General features: G+C 68.0%; 11 protein-coding genes. 1 reads left to right on the top strand and 10 read right to left on the bottom strand.

The window, feature by feature from the left end:
• Positions 1 to 73: 73 nt before the first annotated feature.
• Complete coding sequence (locus ABZ928_RS46190; protein ID WP_361533655.1) at positions 74 to 1228, bottom strand: right-handed parallel beta-helix repeat-containing protein; 1155 nt, start codon at positions 1226 to 1228, stop codon at positions 74 to 76.
• Between the two features lie 223 nt (positions 1229 to 1451).
• On the opposite strand from ABZ928_RS46190, the gene ABZ928_RS46185 reads away from it, so the two are divergent.
• The gene (locus ABZ928_RS46185) at positions 1452 to 3560 is read left to right on the top strand and encodes a family 43 glycosylhydrolase (protein ID WP_361533652.1); all 2109 of its coding nucleotides are present in this window, start codon (positions 1452 to 1454) and stop codon (positions 3558 to 3560) included.
• A 6-nt stretch (positions 3561 to 3566) separates the two neighbouring features.
• On the opposite strand, the gene ABZ928_RS46180 is transcribed toward ABZ928_RS46185, so the two are convergent.
• The 9 genes from ABZ928_RS46180 to ABZ928_RS46140 all read right to left on the bottom strand — a co-directional run bounded on the left by ABZ928_RS46180 (position 3567) and on the right by ABZ928_RS46140 (position 14641).
• On the bottom strand, positions 3567 to 4364 hold the full coding sequence (locus ABZ928_RS46180) for an HAD family acid phosphatase (RefSeq protein WP_361533649.1): 798 nt from the start codon (positions 4362 to 4364) through the stop codon (positions 3567 to 3569).
• A 108-nt stretch (positions 4365 to 4472) separates the two neighbouring features.
• Positions 4473 to 5585, bottom strand: a complete 1113-nt coding sequence (locus tag ABZ928_RS46175) for a chondroitinase-B domain-containing protein (RefSeq protein ID WP_361533646.1) — start codon at positions 5583 to 5585, stop codon at positions 4473 to 4475.
• A gap of 42 nt (positions 5586 to 5627) precedes the next feature.
• Positions 5628 to 6677: a dienelactone hydrolase family protein gene (locus ABZ928_RS46170; protein WP_361533643.1), complete on the bottom strand. Its 1050-nt coding sequence runs from the start codon at positions 6675 to 6677 to the stop codon at positions 5628 to 5630.
• Entirely contained in the window at positions 6664 to 7695 is a 1032-nt protein-coding gene (locus ABZ928_RS46165) for a pectinesterase family protein (protein WP_361533640.1), read from the bottom strand. Before ABZ928_RS46165 ends, ABZ928_RS46170 begins: the two co-directional genes overlap by 14 nt.
• Position 7696: 1 nt before the next feature.
• Positions 7697 to 8872, bottom strand: a complete 1176-nt coding sequence (locus ABZ928_RS46160) for a pectinesterase family protein (protein WP_361533637.1) — start codon at positions 8870 to 8872, stop codon at positions 7697 to 7699.
• A gap of 120 nt (positions 8873 to 8992) precedes the next feature.
• Positions 8993 to 10327, bottom strand: a complete 1335-nt coding sequence (locus ABZ928_RS46155; RefSeq protein WP_361533634.1) for a pectate lyase — start codon at positions 10325 to 10327, stop codon at positions 8993 to 8995.
• Between the two features lie 44 nt (positions 10328 to 10371).
• Entirely contained in the window at positions 10372 to 11169 is a 798-nt protein-coding gene (locus ABZ928_RS46150) for a rhamnogalacturonan acetylesterase (protein ID WP_361533631.1), read from the bottom strand.
• Positions 11170 to 11272: 103 nt separating this feature from the next.
• Positions 11273 to 12610, bottom strand: coding sequence for a sugar ABC transporter substrate-binding protein (locus ABZ928_RS46145; protein WP_361533628.1), 1338 nt, complete (start codon positions 12608 to 12610; stop codon positions 11273 to 11275).
• Between the two features lie 48 nt (positions 12611 to 12658).
• Entirely contained in the window at positions 12659 to 14641 is a 1983-nt protein-coding gene (locus ABZ928_RS46140) for a pectinesterase family protein (protein ID WP_361533625.1), read from the bottom strand.
• Between the last annotated feature and the right edge of the window lie 5 nt (positions 14642 to 14646).

Here is a 14646-nt window from a genome sequence, read left to right as displayed (position 1 = left end):
GGGCTGTGTCGATTTGCGGCTCCGCCGCGTGGGCGCGACCAGCCACAGCCGGCCGGCAGCCCGCGAACCACGATCAGTTCATGGTGGATCCGATGGCCGTCGAACCGGTCGTCAAGAACGTCGTGGCCGGAAGCGCCCCGTTCGCCTGCCGGGAGGCATACGCGGTAGCGGCATCCGTCGACTTGAAGGACGGCACCGACACCCCGCTGTCCCAGTTGTTCGCCGCGGACACGGTCGACGAGCCCAGCTTGGACAGCCCGCCCTTGTTGCTCACCGCGAGGTTCCGGGCCAGCCGGGCCTTGCCCGTGGCGAAGTAGAAGCCCGCCTCGGCGTTGGCGTACGCCGTGTTGCGGTTCAGGACGATCGCACCCGGGTTGGAGTTCTCGGTGAACCCGTTCAGCGTGTTGTCCCAGGCCGCGTTGTTGTTGACGACATGCGCGACCGTGACACCCCCGCCGCCCAGCTTGTACCCGTTGCCGTTGCCCTCGAAGGCCGAGTCGTTCCAGCGGTTCTTGCCGTTGCCGAAGGCCCAGGAGTGCTCGATGGTGACGGGCGAGGAGAACTGCCAGAGATCGAGGCCGTCATCCGAGTTGTTGTAAAGGCGAGCGCCGGTGACCTTGTTCCCCGTCCCGGAGCCGAACTTGATGGCGATCCCGTCGGCGTTCTGACCGTGCCCGGCGGGGTCGTAGTTGCCGTAACTGTCCAGGTTCTGCACGAGGTTGTTCGTGGTGCCGTCGCCGCGCAGCGTGAACCCGGAGTCGCCGTTGTTGGCGGTGACGAGGTTCTTGAAGACACCGCCCACCGACGAGGTGGCGACGAAGCCCTGGGCCGGCGAGTTCTGGAAGGTGATGTTTGAGACGGTCCAGTAGTCCCCGTAGATCCCGGCGAGCCAGGAGCCGTCGGGCAGCTTCGAGCCGTCGATCTTGACCTTCTCGCTGCCGTACGCCTGGAGCGTGATCCGCGCCGAACTCGTGCCGTTGACGGTCGACTTGAGGGTGGCCGTCGGATAGTACGTGCCCGCGCGGACCTGGATCGTGGTCCCGGCGATGGCGTTCTTGACGGCCGCTTCCAGCTGAGCCGTGCTGCTCACGGTGACCGTCGTCGACGCGGCCTGGGCGCCGCCGTTCGAGAGGCCGAGGTAGACGCCGCCCGCCCCCGCGGCGACCGCCACCGCGGCGGCGACGGAGAGCGTACGGGTCCTGCGATGGCGGCCGGTGCTCTGACGCACTGGGCGTTCCTTTCCTAGGCGATGAGGACGAAGCGGACCGGAGGGGCCGCCCCGGCCCGCTTCTGCATCCAGGTCGCCGCACGTCCACGAAAGGTTGCCGCGCCCCGTGAAGATCGATCGAAACTTTCGGTGCCCACCGTCCCCCGCCCACCGATTGACGCCTCCCGCCCCACCGATGACACTCCGATCGAACACAAACCCCCAGACTCACACAGGATGTGTCATGCGCCCCCGCACCGCGTTCGTCGGCTATCTCTTCGCCTACTTCACCGGTGAGGGCACCGCCGACGGCGAGCAGATCCGCTACGCCCTCAGCCGCGGCGACGACCCGCTGCACTGGCGTGAGCTGAACGCCGGACAGCCGGTCCTGGCCTCGACGACCGGCGAGAAGGGGCTGCGCGACCCGTTCGTGATCCGCTCCCCCGAGGGTGACAGGTTCTTCCTGATCGCCACCGATCTGCGCATGTACCGCAACAGCAGCGGCAGTTGGGACCACGTCCAGCGGCACGGCAGCACGTCGGTCATGGTCTGGGAGTCCACCGACCTGGTCCACTGGACCGACCAGCGCCTGGTGAGGGTCGCCCCCGACAACGCGGGCAACACCTGGGCCCCTGAGGCCTCTTACGACTCCGAGCTCGGCGAGTACGTCGTCTTCTGGGCGTCCAAGCTGTACGCCGACGACGACCCCGACCACACCGGCTCGACGTACAACAAGATGCTGTACGCCACCACGAAGGACTTCCGCACCTTCAGCGAACCGAAGGTCTGGGCCGACCCGGGCTACTCGGTCATCGACTCAACTGTCGTTCAGCACCACGGCACTTACTACCGGTACACCAAGGACGAGCGGGACCCCGGCTCCGCCGGCCCCGGCTCGAAGTTCATCACCGCGGAGAAGTCGACGTCCCTGACCTCGACGTCGTACGAATTCGTGGCGGACTGCATCGGCAGCGGCGCGGTCTCGCGCGGTGAGGGGCCGACGGTGTTCAAGTCCAACACCGAGGAGAAGTGGTACCTGTTCATCGACGAGTACGGCGGTCGCGGGTACGTCCCCTTCGAGACGACCGACCTCGACTCGGGGCAGTGGACCCCGTCGACGGACTACCAGCTCCCGGCAAGTCCCCGGCACGGCACGGTACTTCCGGTGACGCGGGCCGAGTACGACCGGCTACTGGCGGCCTACCCCTCGACGCCCACCTCGGTCGTGGACGTGACGGCGAAGGACCAGAAGGGGTACGCCATCGTCACGGAGGCCTCGTCGAAGGTCGTGCTGCCGATGGAGCCGGGCGCGGATCTGTCGCGGCTCGCACCGGAGCTCGCGATCGGTGAAGGCGCCTCGGTCAGCCCCGAGTCCGGGACGCGCCGGGACTTCCGCAAGCCGCAGACGTACACCGTGACGGCGGCGGACGGCACCCGGCGCGCCTGGACGGTCGAGGCGGTGCGGACCGGCAGTCCCGTCCTCCCCGGCCTCCACGCCGACCCGGACGTGCGCTTTCTCGACGGCGAGTACTGGATCTACCCGACCACCGACGGCTTCGAGGGCTGGGGCGGGACGCGGTTCAAGGCGTACTCGTCGAAGGACCTGGTCCACTGGCAGGACCACGGGGTCATCCTGGACCTCGGTGCGGACGTCACCTGGGCGGACACGTACGCGTGGGCGCCGGCGATCGCCGAGCGGGACGGGAAGTACTACTTCTACTTCTGCGCCGAGCAGCAGATCGGTGTGGCGGTGGCGGACTCCCCCGCCGGGCCGTTCAAGGACGCGCTGGGCAAGCCGCTGGTGGCGAAGGGCGGTTCACTGCCAGGGCAGATGATCGACCCCGCCGTCTTCACGGACGACGACGGCACGTCGTATCTCTACTGGGGCAACGGCCACGGATACGTCGTGCCGCTGAACGCCGACATGACCTCGTACGACCCGGCGAAGATCAAGGACATCACCCCGGACGACTTCCGCGAGGGGTCCTTCGTGATCAAGCGCAAGGGGACGTACTACTTCATGTGGTCCGAGGACGACACCCGCAGTGAGGACTACCACGTCGCCTATGCGACGGGACCGTCCCCGCTCGGTCCGTGGACCAAGAAGGGGACGGTCCTGTCGAAGCGTCCCGAGTACGGCATCCTCGCCACCGGTCACCACTCCGTGGTGAACGTGCCCGGCACCGACGACTGGTACCTCGTCTATCACCGGTTCGCCCTGAACGGGCCGGGCAGAGCGGGCGGGGACGGCATGCACCGGGAGACGACCGTCGACCGTATGACGTTCGCGGCCGACGGATCGATCGAGCCGGTGCTGCCGACCCTGGAAGGGATCAGACCCGTACGTCGTTGAACGGGCTCAGCTGACGAAGTACGTCGGGTTCGGGAGCTTGTACGTCTCGTCGGCGTAGCCGCCTTCGAGGTCGCTGTACTGGTCGCCGAAGTTGGCGACGATGGAGTACCCGAGGTCCTCCTCGATGTGCTTACGGGTGCCGGACTTGTACTGCACGGTGGTGCAGGTCCAGGTACCCGGGGTGGCGCACGCGCTCAGGTAGGACGGCGGGTTGGCCTTGTCCTTGAGGAACACGTGGTCGGTGTCGAGGTTCACGTCGGCGCCGACCTTCTTCAGGTTCGCGACGGCGGCGGAACGCTGGGCCTCGGACAGACCCGAGTTGTAGAAGACCTCGACGCCCTTGGACTCGGCGTACTGCACGAGCTCGGGGGTGCCGAAGACCGCCGGGCGGTCGGCCTTGTTCACGTACTCGGCCCACGTGGTCGAGTTGTACGTGTAGTTGGTCTTCTTCTCGTAGTCGAGGCTGAGGAGCAGCGTGTCGTCGATGTCGAAGACGACCGCGGGCTTCTCGCCCTTCCTGAGGGCCTTGCGAGCGGCCTTGTCGATCTGCTTCTTCGCGATGGCGTCGATCCTGGCCAGGTCCTTGGCGTACTGGCTGTCGGCCGACGCCTGGTAGACGCCGTTGGCGTCGAGCGTGGTGCCGTAGTAGGTGTCGATGTCCTTGACCAGGAGCCCGATGTTGTAGGGCTCGTGGGTGCTGTTGGCGGTGGACTGGCCGGCCGTGGCCGCGCCGGCGCCGTAGAGGCCGGCACCGGCGACGGCACACGCGGCGGCTATGGCCGCGATACGCAGTGGCTTATGCATGACAGAGTTCTACGCGCGTCACCCCGGAGGGCGCGAGACCCGTTGCCTGATCGATACCTCCTTCACAGGCAAAAAACGGGTCAAGCGCCCCGGTTTATCGACATGTGGTCAGTTCATCGTGGCCCCGATGGTCGACGAGCCGGTGGTGAGGAACGTCGTGGCGGGCAGGGTGCCGCTGGAGCTGCGGGCGTTGTACGTCGTCGACGCGTCCGTGGAGATGAAGGACGGCGTGGAGATCCCGGAGTCCCAGTTGTTCCCGGAGGAGACGACGGAGCTGCTCTTGCTCACGAGGCCGCTGCCATTGCTGACGGCGAGGTTCTTGCCGAGCTTGGCGGCGCCGGTGGCGAAGTAGTAGCCCCACTTGCTGTTGGCGTAGGCGGTGGTCCGGTTGATCACGATCGCCCCGGTATTAGAGTTCTCGGTGAACCCGTTTCCGGCGTTGCCCCAGGCGGCGGAGTTGTTGACGACATGCGCGACGACCTCGCCGTCGCCGCCCAGCTTGTAGCCGTTGCCGTCGCCCGCGAAGGCGGAGTCGGACCAGCGGTTGACGCCGTTGCCGAAGGACCAGGTGTGCTCGACGGTGACGGGCGAGGAGAAGGACCAGAAGTCGATGCCGTCGTCGCTGTTGTTGTAGAGACGGGCACCGGTGATCAGGTTGCCGGTCCCTGAGCCGTACTTCACGGCGATGCCGTCGGCGTTCTCGCCGTGGTTGGCGGCGTCGTAGTGGCCGTAGGAGTCGATGTTCTTGACCGTGTTGTTGACAGTCCCGTCGCCGGTGAGCGTGAAGCCGGAGTCGCCGCCGTTGATGGTCTTGATGTTGCTCCAGACCGTGCCGGTGCAGGACTGGCAGACGACCGCGCTGTCCGGGGAGTTCTGGAAGGTGATGTTGGAGACGTTCCAGTAGTCCGCGGTCAGCTTGAAGATCCAGTCGCCGTCGGGGAGGGAGGAACCGTCGATCTTCACGGTCTCCGAGCCGTACGCGGTGAGCTGGACCGGCGAGGACGAGGTGCCGTTGGTCGTCGACTGGAGGGTGGCCGTCGGGTAGTAGGTGCCGCCGCGGACCTGAATGACCGTGCCGGCGGTGGCACTGGAGATGGCGCTGGTCAGCTCGGCGGTCGTGTCGACGACGACCGTGGCCGCCTGGGCCTGGGTGGGGAGGACGGCGAGCCCGGCGCCGAGGGCGAGGGCTGCCGTGGTGGCGAGAGCGGTACGACGAGACATGGAGTGCGGTCCTTTCTCGTACTGCGGGGATGGGGGGACGGTTCACAGGGCGTGGTCGAGCCAGTGGAAGACCTCGTCCTGCATCGGCGCCGTGAAGACATGGCCGAGCCCCGGCCAGATCTCGGTACGGAGCCGCTCCTCGGCGTGGCGGGAGGTCCAGACGGCGCGCAGCTTGGCGTAGGCGGCCTGGACGCCCTCGGCGGGGAACAGCGGATCCTGCTCGCCGTCGAGGAAGTACATCGGCTTGGGGGCGCCGATGCTCGCCACGTCGGGGAAGTCGAGATGCCGGGAAAGTCCCGGGTGGAGCATGTAGTACGCCGACTGCCCGCGCAGCGTGTTGTTGCCGGGCACCATCATTTCCTTGAGGCCGGTCATCCAGCAGGCGGCGACGGCCGCGCTCACGGAGTCGGTCAGCGCGGCGGTCTGCCAGGCGCGGTAGCCACCCATGGAGAAGCCGAGGGCGGCTACCCCGCGCACCCGGTCGAGGCCCGCCAGGAAGTCGGCGGCGCGGGCGTCCTCGCGGGCCATGAGTCCGGCGAGGGAGGAGCCGAGGTGGTAGAAGGTGCTTGCCAGGGCCTGCTGTTCGTCGTAGGTGATCGGTCCGCGGTCGCCCCAGCCGGGAGCGTCCGCACACAGCACGACATAACCGCGCCGGGCGAGTTCGTCACCGATGAACCGGCCGCCGAAGTACCGGTCCGCCCACGCCTGCGCGGAGGCGAGCCGGGTGTCGTCGTACCAGGGCCGGATCAGCTTCTCCTTGCCGATGTCGAACTCGGCCCCGTGGTCGTGGAGCAACAGCACTGCGGGAAAGGGCCCGGGGCCCTGCGGGGTGAGCAGGGCGGCCCGGACGCGTTCGTACCGGGTGAGGGACAGGGTCACCAACTCCCGTGTGCAGCCGTCGACTTGGAACGTCCCGGCGTACTCGGGCGCGTACGGTGTCTCGTCCTGCCGCTCGACGACGAGGCACTCCTCGACCTTGGCCCGGGCGGCTCGCCGCCACTCCCGGAAGTCGCGGATCGGCGAAGTGCCCCAGGCGAGCGGGAAGGTGAGCTCCTTCTTCAGCGCCGGGTGGAGGCTGTCAGGGGCGTACATGCGGTCGCCAGTCGCCGAGGTACGTCCGGCGGGTGTGTACCTCCGCTTCCGCGTCCGTGAGCTGCGGCCGGTTCTCCGGGACCGAAGTCACGGCGCCCGGACCCGTGTTGCCGTACTCCCGGAACCGCATGGTCTGCCAGGGATACGCCTCCCGCATGTTGGTGTACGGCGTGACGGGGTCGATGCCCGGCCCGATCCAGCTGTCCCGTACGACGAGGGACGGCCAGGCGGTCGTCTCGTACGAGGGGACCCACGGCCTCGCCAGCTTGTACGCCGCGTCCTCGGCGCCGGAGGTGATGCGGGAGCGGACGGCGAGGATGCCGTACGGGTTGGCGCGGGCGGTGGAGGGGGCGAAGACCATGCCCTTCGGGGTGAAGGTGACGTCTCGCTGGAGGGTGTGGAAGTGGCAGTCCTCGAAGACGGCGGTGGCCCGGCCGAAGACGAAGTCGACGTCGCCTTCGATGTAGCAGTGGTGGAAGTACTGGCGGTCGAAGGAGGTGAGCGCGGTCGTCTCGACGAACAGGGTGTCCTGGTGGGCGAGCAGCCGGACGTTCTCGAAGTGGGTGCGGTCGCCGTAGGTGTAGGCCGCGACGGCCTGCGTTCCCGTGATCTCGGGGTGGTCGGCGCGCAGCCAGTCGTTGGCGAGGGTCAGGTCGCGGACGGTCAGTCCGGGGGCCGCCGAGGTGAAGGTGGCCGAGCCGGCGGTGCCGTAGGTGCCTGAACCGTCGGGCTTCTGGGTGCCGTTGGCGTTGTCGTGGACGATGACCGTGTCGCGCGGGTCGCAGGAGGCGCCTCGGATGGTCAACTCGGCCTTGCCCGCTGGGATGTTGACGACCTCGCGGTACGTTCCCGGGTGTACGAAGATTGTCCAGCCGGGGCCGTCGGCGGCGTCCACGGCGGCCTGGACGGAGCCGCCGGGGTGGACGTGCAGGACGCGGCGGGCGCTCGCGAAGGCGGGGGTCGTGCCGACGGCGACGAGTCCGCCGACTATGCCGGTCAGCAGGGTGCGTCGGCGCATCTCAGCACCCCTCCTTCCAGGGCTGCCAGTCACCGAGGTAGGCCGCTCGGGTCGCCGACTCGGCCTGTTCGTCGGTGAGTTGGGGGCGGTTCTCCGGGACGGTGATCTCGGCGCCGGGGCCGGAGTTGCGGTACTCGGCGAAGCGCTGGTTCTGCCAGGGGTAGGCGTCCGACATGTTGGTGTAGGGGGCGACCGCGTCGATGCCCGCGCCGAGGTGGGTGTCCCTGACCACCAGCGAAGGGCGGGCCGTGGTGTCGGAGCTGGGCACCCAGGGGCGGGCCAGCTTGTAGTAGCCGTCGGGGGCCTCGCTGCTGACGCGGCCGCGCAGGACCAGGTAGCCGCGCGGGTTGTCGCCGACGGTGGAGGGCGCGAAGACGAAGCCGTAGGGGGCGGCGGCCAGGTCGGTGCGGGTCAGGGTGCGGAAGTGGCACTGCTCGTACACGGCCGTCGCGCGGCCGAAGACGAAGTCGACGTCGCCCTCGACATAGCAGTGCGCGAAGTACTGGCGGGCGAAGACGGTCTTGGCGAAGGAGTCGGCGTACAGGGTGTCCTGGTGGCCGAGGAAGCGGCAGTGGTGGAAGGCCGAGCGGTCGCCGAGGATCTTGATGGCGACCGCCTGGGTGCCGGAGATGCCGGGGTGGTCGGCGCGCAGCCAGTCGTTGGCGAAGGTGATCCAGCGGGCGGTGAAGCCGTCGGGGCGGATCAGGGTGGTGGCCGAGCCGGTGGTGCCGTAGGTGCCGGAGCCGTCGGGCTTGAGGGTGCCGGCCGCGTTGTCGTAGACGATGACGACGTCACGGGGGTCCTCGCTCGCGCCGATCCAGGTCATCTCGCTCGCGGCTTCGGTGAGTTGACCGGTGGCGGGGTCGACCACCCCGGCGGCGACGGTCTCGCGGTACTCGCCCGGGGCGATGACAAGGGTGTGTCCGGCGGTGGTGGCGGCGGTCACCGCGGACTGGACGGTGGTGAAGTCACCCCGGCCGGCCTGGTCGACGTAGAGCGTCTTCGGGGTGAGGCGCCGGGCCGGGGAGCCGAAGCGGCCGAAGGGGCGGCCGGCCGCGAGCGCGGGGGTGGGCGCGAGGGCGAGGGCGGCGGCCGCGCCGGTGCTCGCTGTCAGGAATCCCCTTCTGGAGAGTCTGGAGATTCCGGAAAGGGGGAGTCGATCGTGGGGCGAGGACATGCGGGTGCTCCTTGGGAGTGCGGCTCAGGGGTTTTCCTCGCGTGGGGGGTGTGGGCCGGGGCGGCGCACTCCGGGTGAGAAGTGCGATGCGGTCCGCCCCGGCCGTTCGGCGGGCGGGCGTCAGCAGATGCGGCCGGCGCCCGCGCGGTGGTCGACGATGCCGGGGACCGCCTGGGCGGGGTCGACCTTGGTACGCAGGGTGGGGGTCCAGCCGGCGCCTGACTCCAGGGTCTCGGCGGGGATCTCGGCGTTGTGGACCGCGATCAGGTCGGTGACCTCGCCGTTGACGTAGTTGTCGGCGGCGGTGAGCGGGGAGACGTTCCACCGCTTGAGCACCTTGGCCGCGCTGATCCCCTCGGGCAGCGTGAACGCGTTGTGCTCGGCGACCAGTTGGGACTCCTTGCCGATGCCGAAGCTGTAGGCGAAGTCGTCGTTGGCCACGAAGTGGTTGTTGTAGGAGTCAACCTGCCCGAACCGGACGCGCGGGGCGCGCTCGACGAGGTCCGAGAACAGGTTGTGGTGGAAGGTGACCTTCAGGTGCCCCCGGTCGATCGCCGTCGTGGCGGCGCTGTCGCTGTTGCCGATGAGGATCGTCTTGTCGTGCTCGGTGAAGACGTTCCAGGAGGCGGTGACGTAGTCGGCGCCCTTGACGATGTCGAGCTCGCCGTCGTGCTGCTGGTAGAGCATGCCGAAGTAGGTGGGCGCGGCGCTGTCGGGGTGGGTGCCGTCGGTGAAGGTGTTGTGGTCCATCCAGACGTGGGTGGAGCCGTAGACCACGGCGGTGTCGTACTCGGAGTTCCAGTTGCCGTTGGAGCCGTCGGTGGGGTCCCACTGCGGGAAGCAGTCGATGGGGCTCTCGAAGGTCAGGTTGCGGACGATGACGTTGTCGACGCCGGTGATCTGGAGGCTGGCGCCCTTGAAGCCGGCGTTCCCGCCGATGCCGATGATGGTGGTGTTGGCGGGGACGGCGGCCTTGATGACCTTGTTCTGGTTGGCGGCGGAGGCGGCCCGCAGCCCTTCCGGACTGTCGGCGGGCTCCCCCGACAGGTCGGTGTCAAGGCCCCAGTTCTCCGGTGAGTACTTCTCCAGGTAGGCGTCGAAGTCGTACCCGTCGGCGGCGAAGGCCTCGCAGCCCTCGGAGACGGCGTCGATGGTCCCCTTGACCTTGATGATCTTCGGCGCGGAACCGCCGTCGGCCAGCGCCGCCTTGAACTCGGCCCAGGTGCTGACGGTGTAGACGTGCGAGGCATCGGCGTCGGCGCCGCCCGTGGTGCCCGTCCCGTACGAGGCCCAGCCGTCGTTCGCGGGCAGGGTCTGCCGGGCCACATCACGACCGGCGGCGGCCTGCGCCCCCGGCCCGGTGACGGACAGCACGAGCGCGGTGCAGCCGACGACGGCGGCGGCACGCGCGACCTTGGCGGCTATGTCATGCCCATGCCATTTCTGTGTGCTCATGGTGCGGCTCTCTCTTCCGGTTCAGGGGGGTGGTGAGGTGGTGATCAGGCGGTGGCCTCGGGCCACGTGATCCACGAGACGGGGATCTCCTCGTCGAGCCGCCGCACGTCCCGCGGACACAGCACCCGCGTACGCAGCAGCTCCTGCGCCACGAGCCGCGCCACGGCGATGGCACCCGGCGGATTGAAGTGCGTGTTGTCCTGCTCGGTCGCGGTCCAGTTGAAGTACGTCTTCGTCTCCTCGACCCCGAGCTTCTGCCACAGCGCGAGCGACAGCGCCTGGATGTCGAGCAGCGCGACCCGCTCCTCCTCGGCGAGCGCACGCATCGCCGCCGGGTAGTCGCCATGGGTCGGCACCGCGTTGCCGTCCGCGTCGAACTTCCGCCGCTCGACGGAGGTGGCGAGCACGGGCCGCGCCCCTCGGGCACGGGCACCGTCGATATAGAGCCGCAGATAGTCCTGGTACGTCGTCCAGGGCTCGGTGTAGCGGGTCGGGTCGGCGGACTTCTCGTCGTTGTGCGCGAACTGGACGAGGAGGAAGTCGCCGGGCTGGATCAGCCCGAGAATAGTGTCGAGCCGCCCTTCATCGACAAAACTCTTCGAACTCCGGCCGTTCACCGCATGGTTGGCGACGGGCCGATCCTTGTGCAGAAAGAAGGGAAGCGCCATACCCCAACCGGTTTCAGGGGCGGCGTCGGCGTATTTCTGGGCGGCGGTGGAATCACCGGCGATGTAGATGGTGCGGATGCGATTGCCGGATGCCTGCGCGGTACCGTTGGCGGCAAAGGCGAGGGGAATGGCGGCGAGGGCCGCCGAGGTAATCTGTCTGCGGGTAATGGACACAACGTGCCTTTCGTCAACCCCCTAGGGGCGCGGGGAACTGCGCGACCAGCCACGACGGACCCGCAGCTCCCCACGATCCGAAACCACCCGAACTCTGTTCTCTTTAGCCGTTCTGCGACTTCCACTCGGCCTGAGCGTCATTCAGCTGATCGGCCAACGTGTCCAGGAAATCCTTCGCACTCATCTTCCCGAGCAGCACCTTCTGGAAGTTCGGCTCGTTGTCGGCCTTCGAGATGGTGCCCCAGTCAGGCAGGTAGTACGGCAGCTGAACAATGGTCGTCGACCCGTCGGTCAGCGCCGCCGCCGCCAGCTTCGTCGGCTCGGCCTTGGAGATCCACGCGTCCGACGCGGCCTCGTTGTTCGCCGGCACCTGCCCGGCGGACTCGTTGAACTTCGAGTTCTCCGCGTGCGAGACGGCGAACTCGATGAACTTCCAGGCCGCTTCCTTGTTCTTGGAGGCCTTGAAAAGACCGAGTCCGTCCACCGGGTTGGAGACCTGGACCCGCTTTCCGTCGGCACCCGTGGGCTGCGGAATACCCCGGAACTTGTCGCCGAGCGCCTTCACATGGTCCTGGTAGGACCCCAGGTTATGGTTCAGCATTCCGATCGTGCCGGAATCCCACTGCGCGACCATCTTGGTGAAGTCGTTGTTGAGGTCGGCGGCCGGCGTGACCTTCTTGTAGAGCGCGGCGTACTTCTCCAGCGCCTCGACGTTCTTCGGGTCGTTGACCGTGGTCTTGTCGCCGTCCCAGAACGACGTGATGCCGGACTGTCCGTACATCGCGTCGAGCGCCTGGGCGATGGATCCGGCGCCACCGCGGATGGTGTAGCCGAACTCGTTCTTCTTGCTGTCGGTGAGCTTCTCCGCCGCGTCGTAGAACTTGTCCCACGTGGTCGGCTCGTCGAGGCCGGCCTTCTTGAACAGGTCGGTGCGGTAGTACAGCACACCGTTGTTCGCGGAGGTCGGGATCGAGTACAGCTTGCCGTCACCGCCACCGGCGGCGGTCAGCGACTCGACCATGTCCTCGTTGAGCTTGCCGTTGAGGGAGGACTTGCCGAGCCGGCTGTCCAGAGGCTCGAGGGCGCCCTGCGCGGAGAAGCTCGCGAGCATCGCGGCGCCGACTCCGCCGACGTCCGGGAGGCTGTCGGCCTGGATCGCGGTGTCGACCTTGGACTGGTAGTCGGCGGAGGGGATACCGACGTACTCGACGTCGATGTCCGGGTTCGCCTTCTCGAAGTCGGCGATGATCTCCTTCCAGATGTCGGTGCGCACACCACCGTTGTTGTCCCAGAAGACGATCTTGCCCTTGCCGCTGCCCTCGTCGCCCTTGTCACCCGTGCTGCTGCCGTCGTCACCGCAGGCGGTGGCGGTCAGCGCGAGGACGGATCCCAGGGCGACGGCCACGGCGGCGCGCCTGCTTCTGCGGATGCTGATCTTCATTGGTCGGCTCTCTCTTCTGGATCCAACTGGCGTATGAAGTTGTGGGGGTCAGTGCCGGGCGTACGGCGCCCAGCCGTCGCTGCCCTGGAGGTAGTCGGCGACGGTGTGGGCGCGGGCGTCCTCGTCGCTCATCTGCGGCCGGTCCGCGGTGACTTCGGCACCGGGCCCGTAGTTGCGGTACTCGGTGAACCGGGCGTCCTTCCACGAGAAGCCGCTCATGTCGGTCCACGGCGAGGACTTCACCGCCGCGGGCAGCTGGGTGTCGCGGATCAACACCTGGGCGACGGCCTCCGGTTCACCGCCCGGGTGCCAGGGCCGTCCAAGGTGGAAGGACTGGTCCGGGGCGTCGCTCACGACCTTCGACCGGGTGATCAGGAAGCCGTAGGGGTTCCCGGTCCAGGTCGAAGCGGCGGTCAGATAGCCGTTGTTGGTGGTCGAGCCCCGGCTCAGCAGCCGGATCACCGACCGCTCGATCACCGTCGTCGCCCGCCCGTAGACGAAGTCGACGTCGCCCTCGATGTACGAGTCGCGGATGTAGACCCGGCTGACGGTGGTCAGCTTGGGGCTGTCGGTCATCAGGGTGTCCTGGTTGCCCAGGAAGGCGGTGTCCTCGAAGACGATCCGGTCGCCGGTCGTCTTCATCGCGAGGGCCTGCTCGCCGTTCAGCTCGACCGCGGCCTCGTCGAAGTCGTTGCTGAAGGTGAGGTGGCGCGCCGTGACGTCGTTCGCGGCGATCCGCACGGTGGCGCTGCCGGTCGAACCGCCGTACGCGGCGGGCGTGTCGAAGACGATGACGGTGTCGGACCGATCCTGTCCAGTCCCCTGCAACACGATGTTCGGCTTGGTCGCGGGAATGTAGACCTTCTCGCGATACGTCCCGGGCGCGACGGCGATGGTCACCGGCTCGCTGTTCCCGGCCGGCACGGCGTCCACGGCGGCCTGCACGGTCGCGTAGTCGGCCGGGACGTGCAGCGTCACGCCACCGATCTGCTTCTGCGGCCCGGAGAACCGGGTGACCAGCGCCGGGACGGCGGCGGCCGGATCGAGGCGGTAGTCGTAGAACGCGTGCGGGTCGAATGCCGTACCCCACGCGTCGGTTCGCCCGGTCGTGTTCTTCAGGATCGACCCGCGCTGCACCAACTCGGCCGTGGCGTCGGCCTGGTAGGGGTGCTGGACTCCGTCGTAGTAGCTGTTCTCGATGACCATCCTGGTCTTGCCGCGCGCCCAGTTCCCGTACGTCCACACCGGGTCGCCGTCGGCGACCTGCGAGGACAGGTAGTTGTTGTAGAGGTGGGCGTAGGCGAGGTTGTCGGCAGAGGGGTTGCGCTGCTTCGTTCCGTAGAACCAGTTGTGGTCGATCGTCATCTCGGTGAGGACGTTGGTGGTCCAGCCGATCCCGAATGCCTTGTTGTGGTTGGTGAACTGGTTGTAGGAGACGGTGATGTAGCGACTGTCCTTGCGGATGTCGAGGAGCCCGTCGCCCATGTGCGTGAAGCGGTTGTGGTCGATCCAGACGTGGTCGACGGTGTCCATCTGGATCGCGTCGAAGTCGGTGGTCTTGCCGTCCCAGTCGCCCTCGACGTAGGAGTCCCGGATCGTCAGATTGCGGATGATGACGTTGCTGGTACCGGGGTTGAGGTGCAGTTCGCCGTGGACGATCTCGCCGGTGTCACCGACGCCGATGATCGTCTTGTCGGAGGCGACCACGATGTCCGAGCCGAAGGGCTCGACGGCTATCGCCCCCGACACCCGGATGACGAAGGGCTCTTCGGCCGCCGCGTACCGGGCGAGCGAGGCCTGGTCGGTGACGGTGACGACCTTGCCGCCCGCCCCGCCGGTGGTACCGCCGGCGAGGGAGGCGAAGCCGTGGGGCCGGTCGGTCCAGCGGGAGGCGGCCACCGACGTAGGGCCGGCGGAGGCGTCGGCCTCCCCGGTCGCCCCCAGAACGAGGGCGGCCAGCAGGCCCACGACGGTGACCAGGACTCTGGTGGGACCGAGTCCCGACAAGCGCTTGCTATGGAGGTGCGTCATTGCGG

The organism is Streptomyces sp. NPDC046909 (genome assembly GCF_040644695.1).
Taxonomy (GTDB): domain Bacteria; phylum Actinomycetota; class Actinomycetes; order Streptomycetales; family Streptomycetaceae; genus Streptomyces.
Note: the sequence above shows the minus strand (reverse complement) of the source record. Positions and strands in the feature narration are given on the sequence as shown.

Excerpts from the sequence above, each read along its gene's own strand:
- ABZ928_RS46160 (WP_361533637.1), bottom strand. The coding sequence starts at position 8,872 with ATGTCCTCGCCCCACGATCGACTCCCCCTTTCCGGAATCTCCAGACTC.
- ABZ928_RS46180 (WP_361533649.1), bottom strand. The coding sequence starts at position 4,364 with ATGCATAAGCCACTGCGTATCGCGGCCATAGCCGCCGCGTGTGCCGTC.
- ABZ928_RS46145 (WP_361533628.1), bottom strand. The coding sequence starts at position 12,610 with ATGAAGATCAGCATCCGCAGAAGCAGGCGCGCCGCCGTGGCCGTCGCC.
- ABZ928_RS46170 (WP_361533643.1), bottom strand. The coding sequence starts at position 6,677 with ATGTACGCCCCTGACAGCCTCCACCCGGCGCTGAAGAAGGAGCTCACC.
- ABZ928_RS46155 (WP_361533634.1), bottom strand. The coding sequence starts at position 10,327 with ATGAGCACACAGAAATGGCATGGGCATGACATAGCCGCCAAGGTCGCG.
- ABZ928_RS46175 (WP_361533646.1), bottom strand. The coding sequence starts at position 5,585 with ATGTCTCGTCGTACCGCTCTCGCCACCACGGCAGCCCTCGCCCTCGGC.
- ABZ928_RS46165 (WP_361533640.1), bottom strand. The coding sequence starts at position 7,695 with ATGCGCCGACGCACCCTGCTGACCGGCATAGTCGGCGGACTCGTCGCC.
- ABZ928_RS46185 (WP_361533652.1), top strand. The coding sequence starts at position 1,452 with ATGCGCCCCCGCACCGCGTTCGTCGGCTATCTCTTCGCCTACTTCACC.
- ABZ928_RS46140 (WP_361533625.1), bottom strand. The coding sequence starts at position 14,641 with ATGACGCACCTCCATAGCAAGCGCTTGTCGGGACTCGGTCCCACCAGA.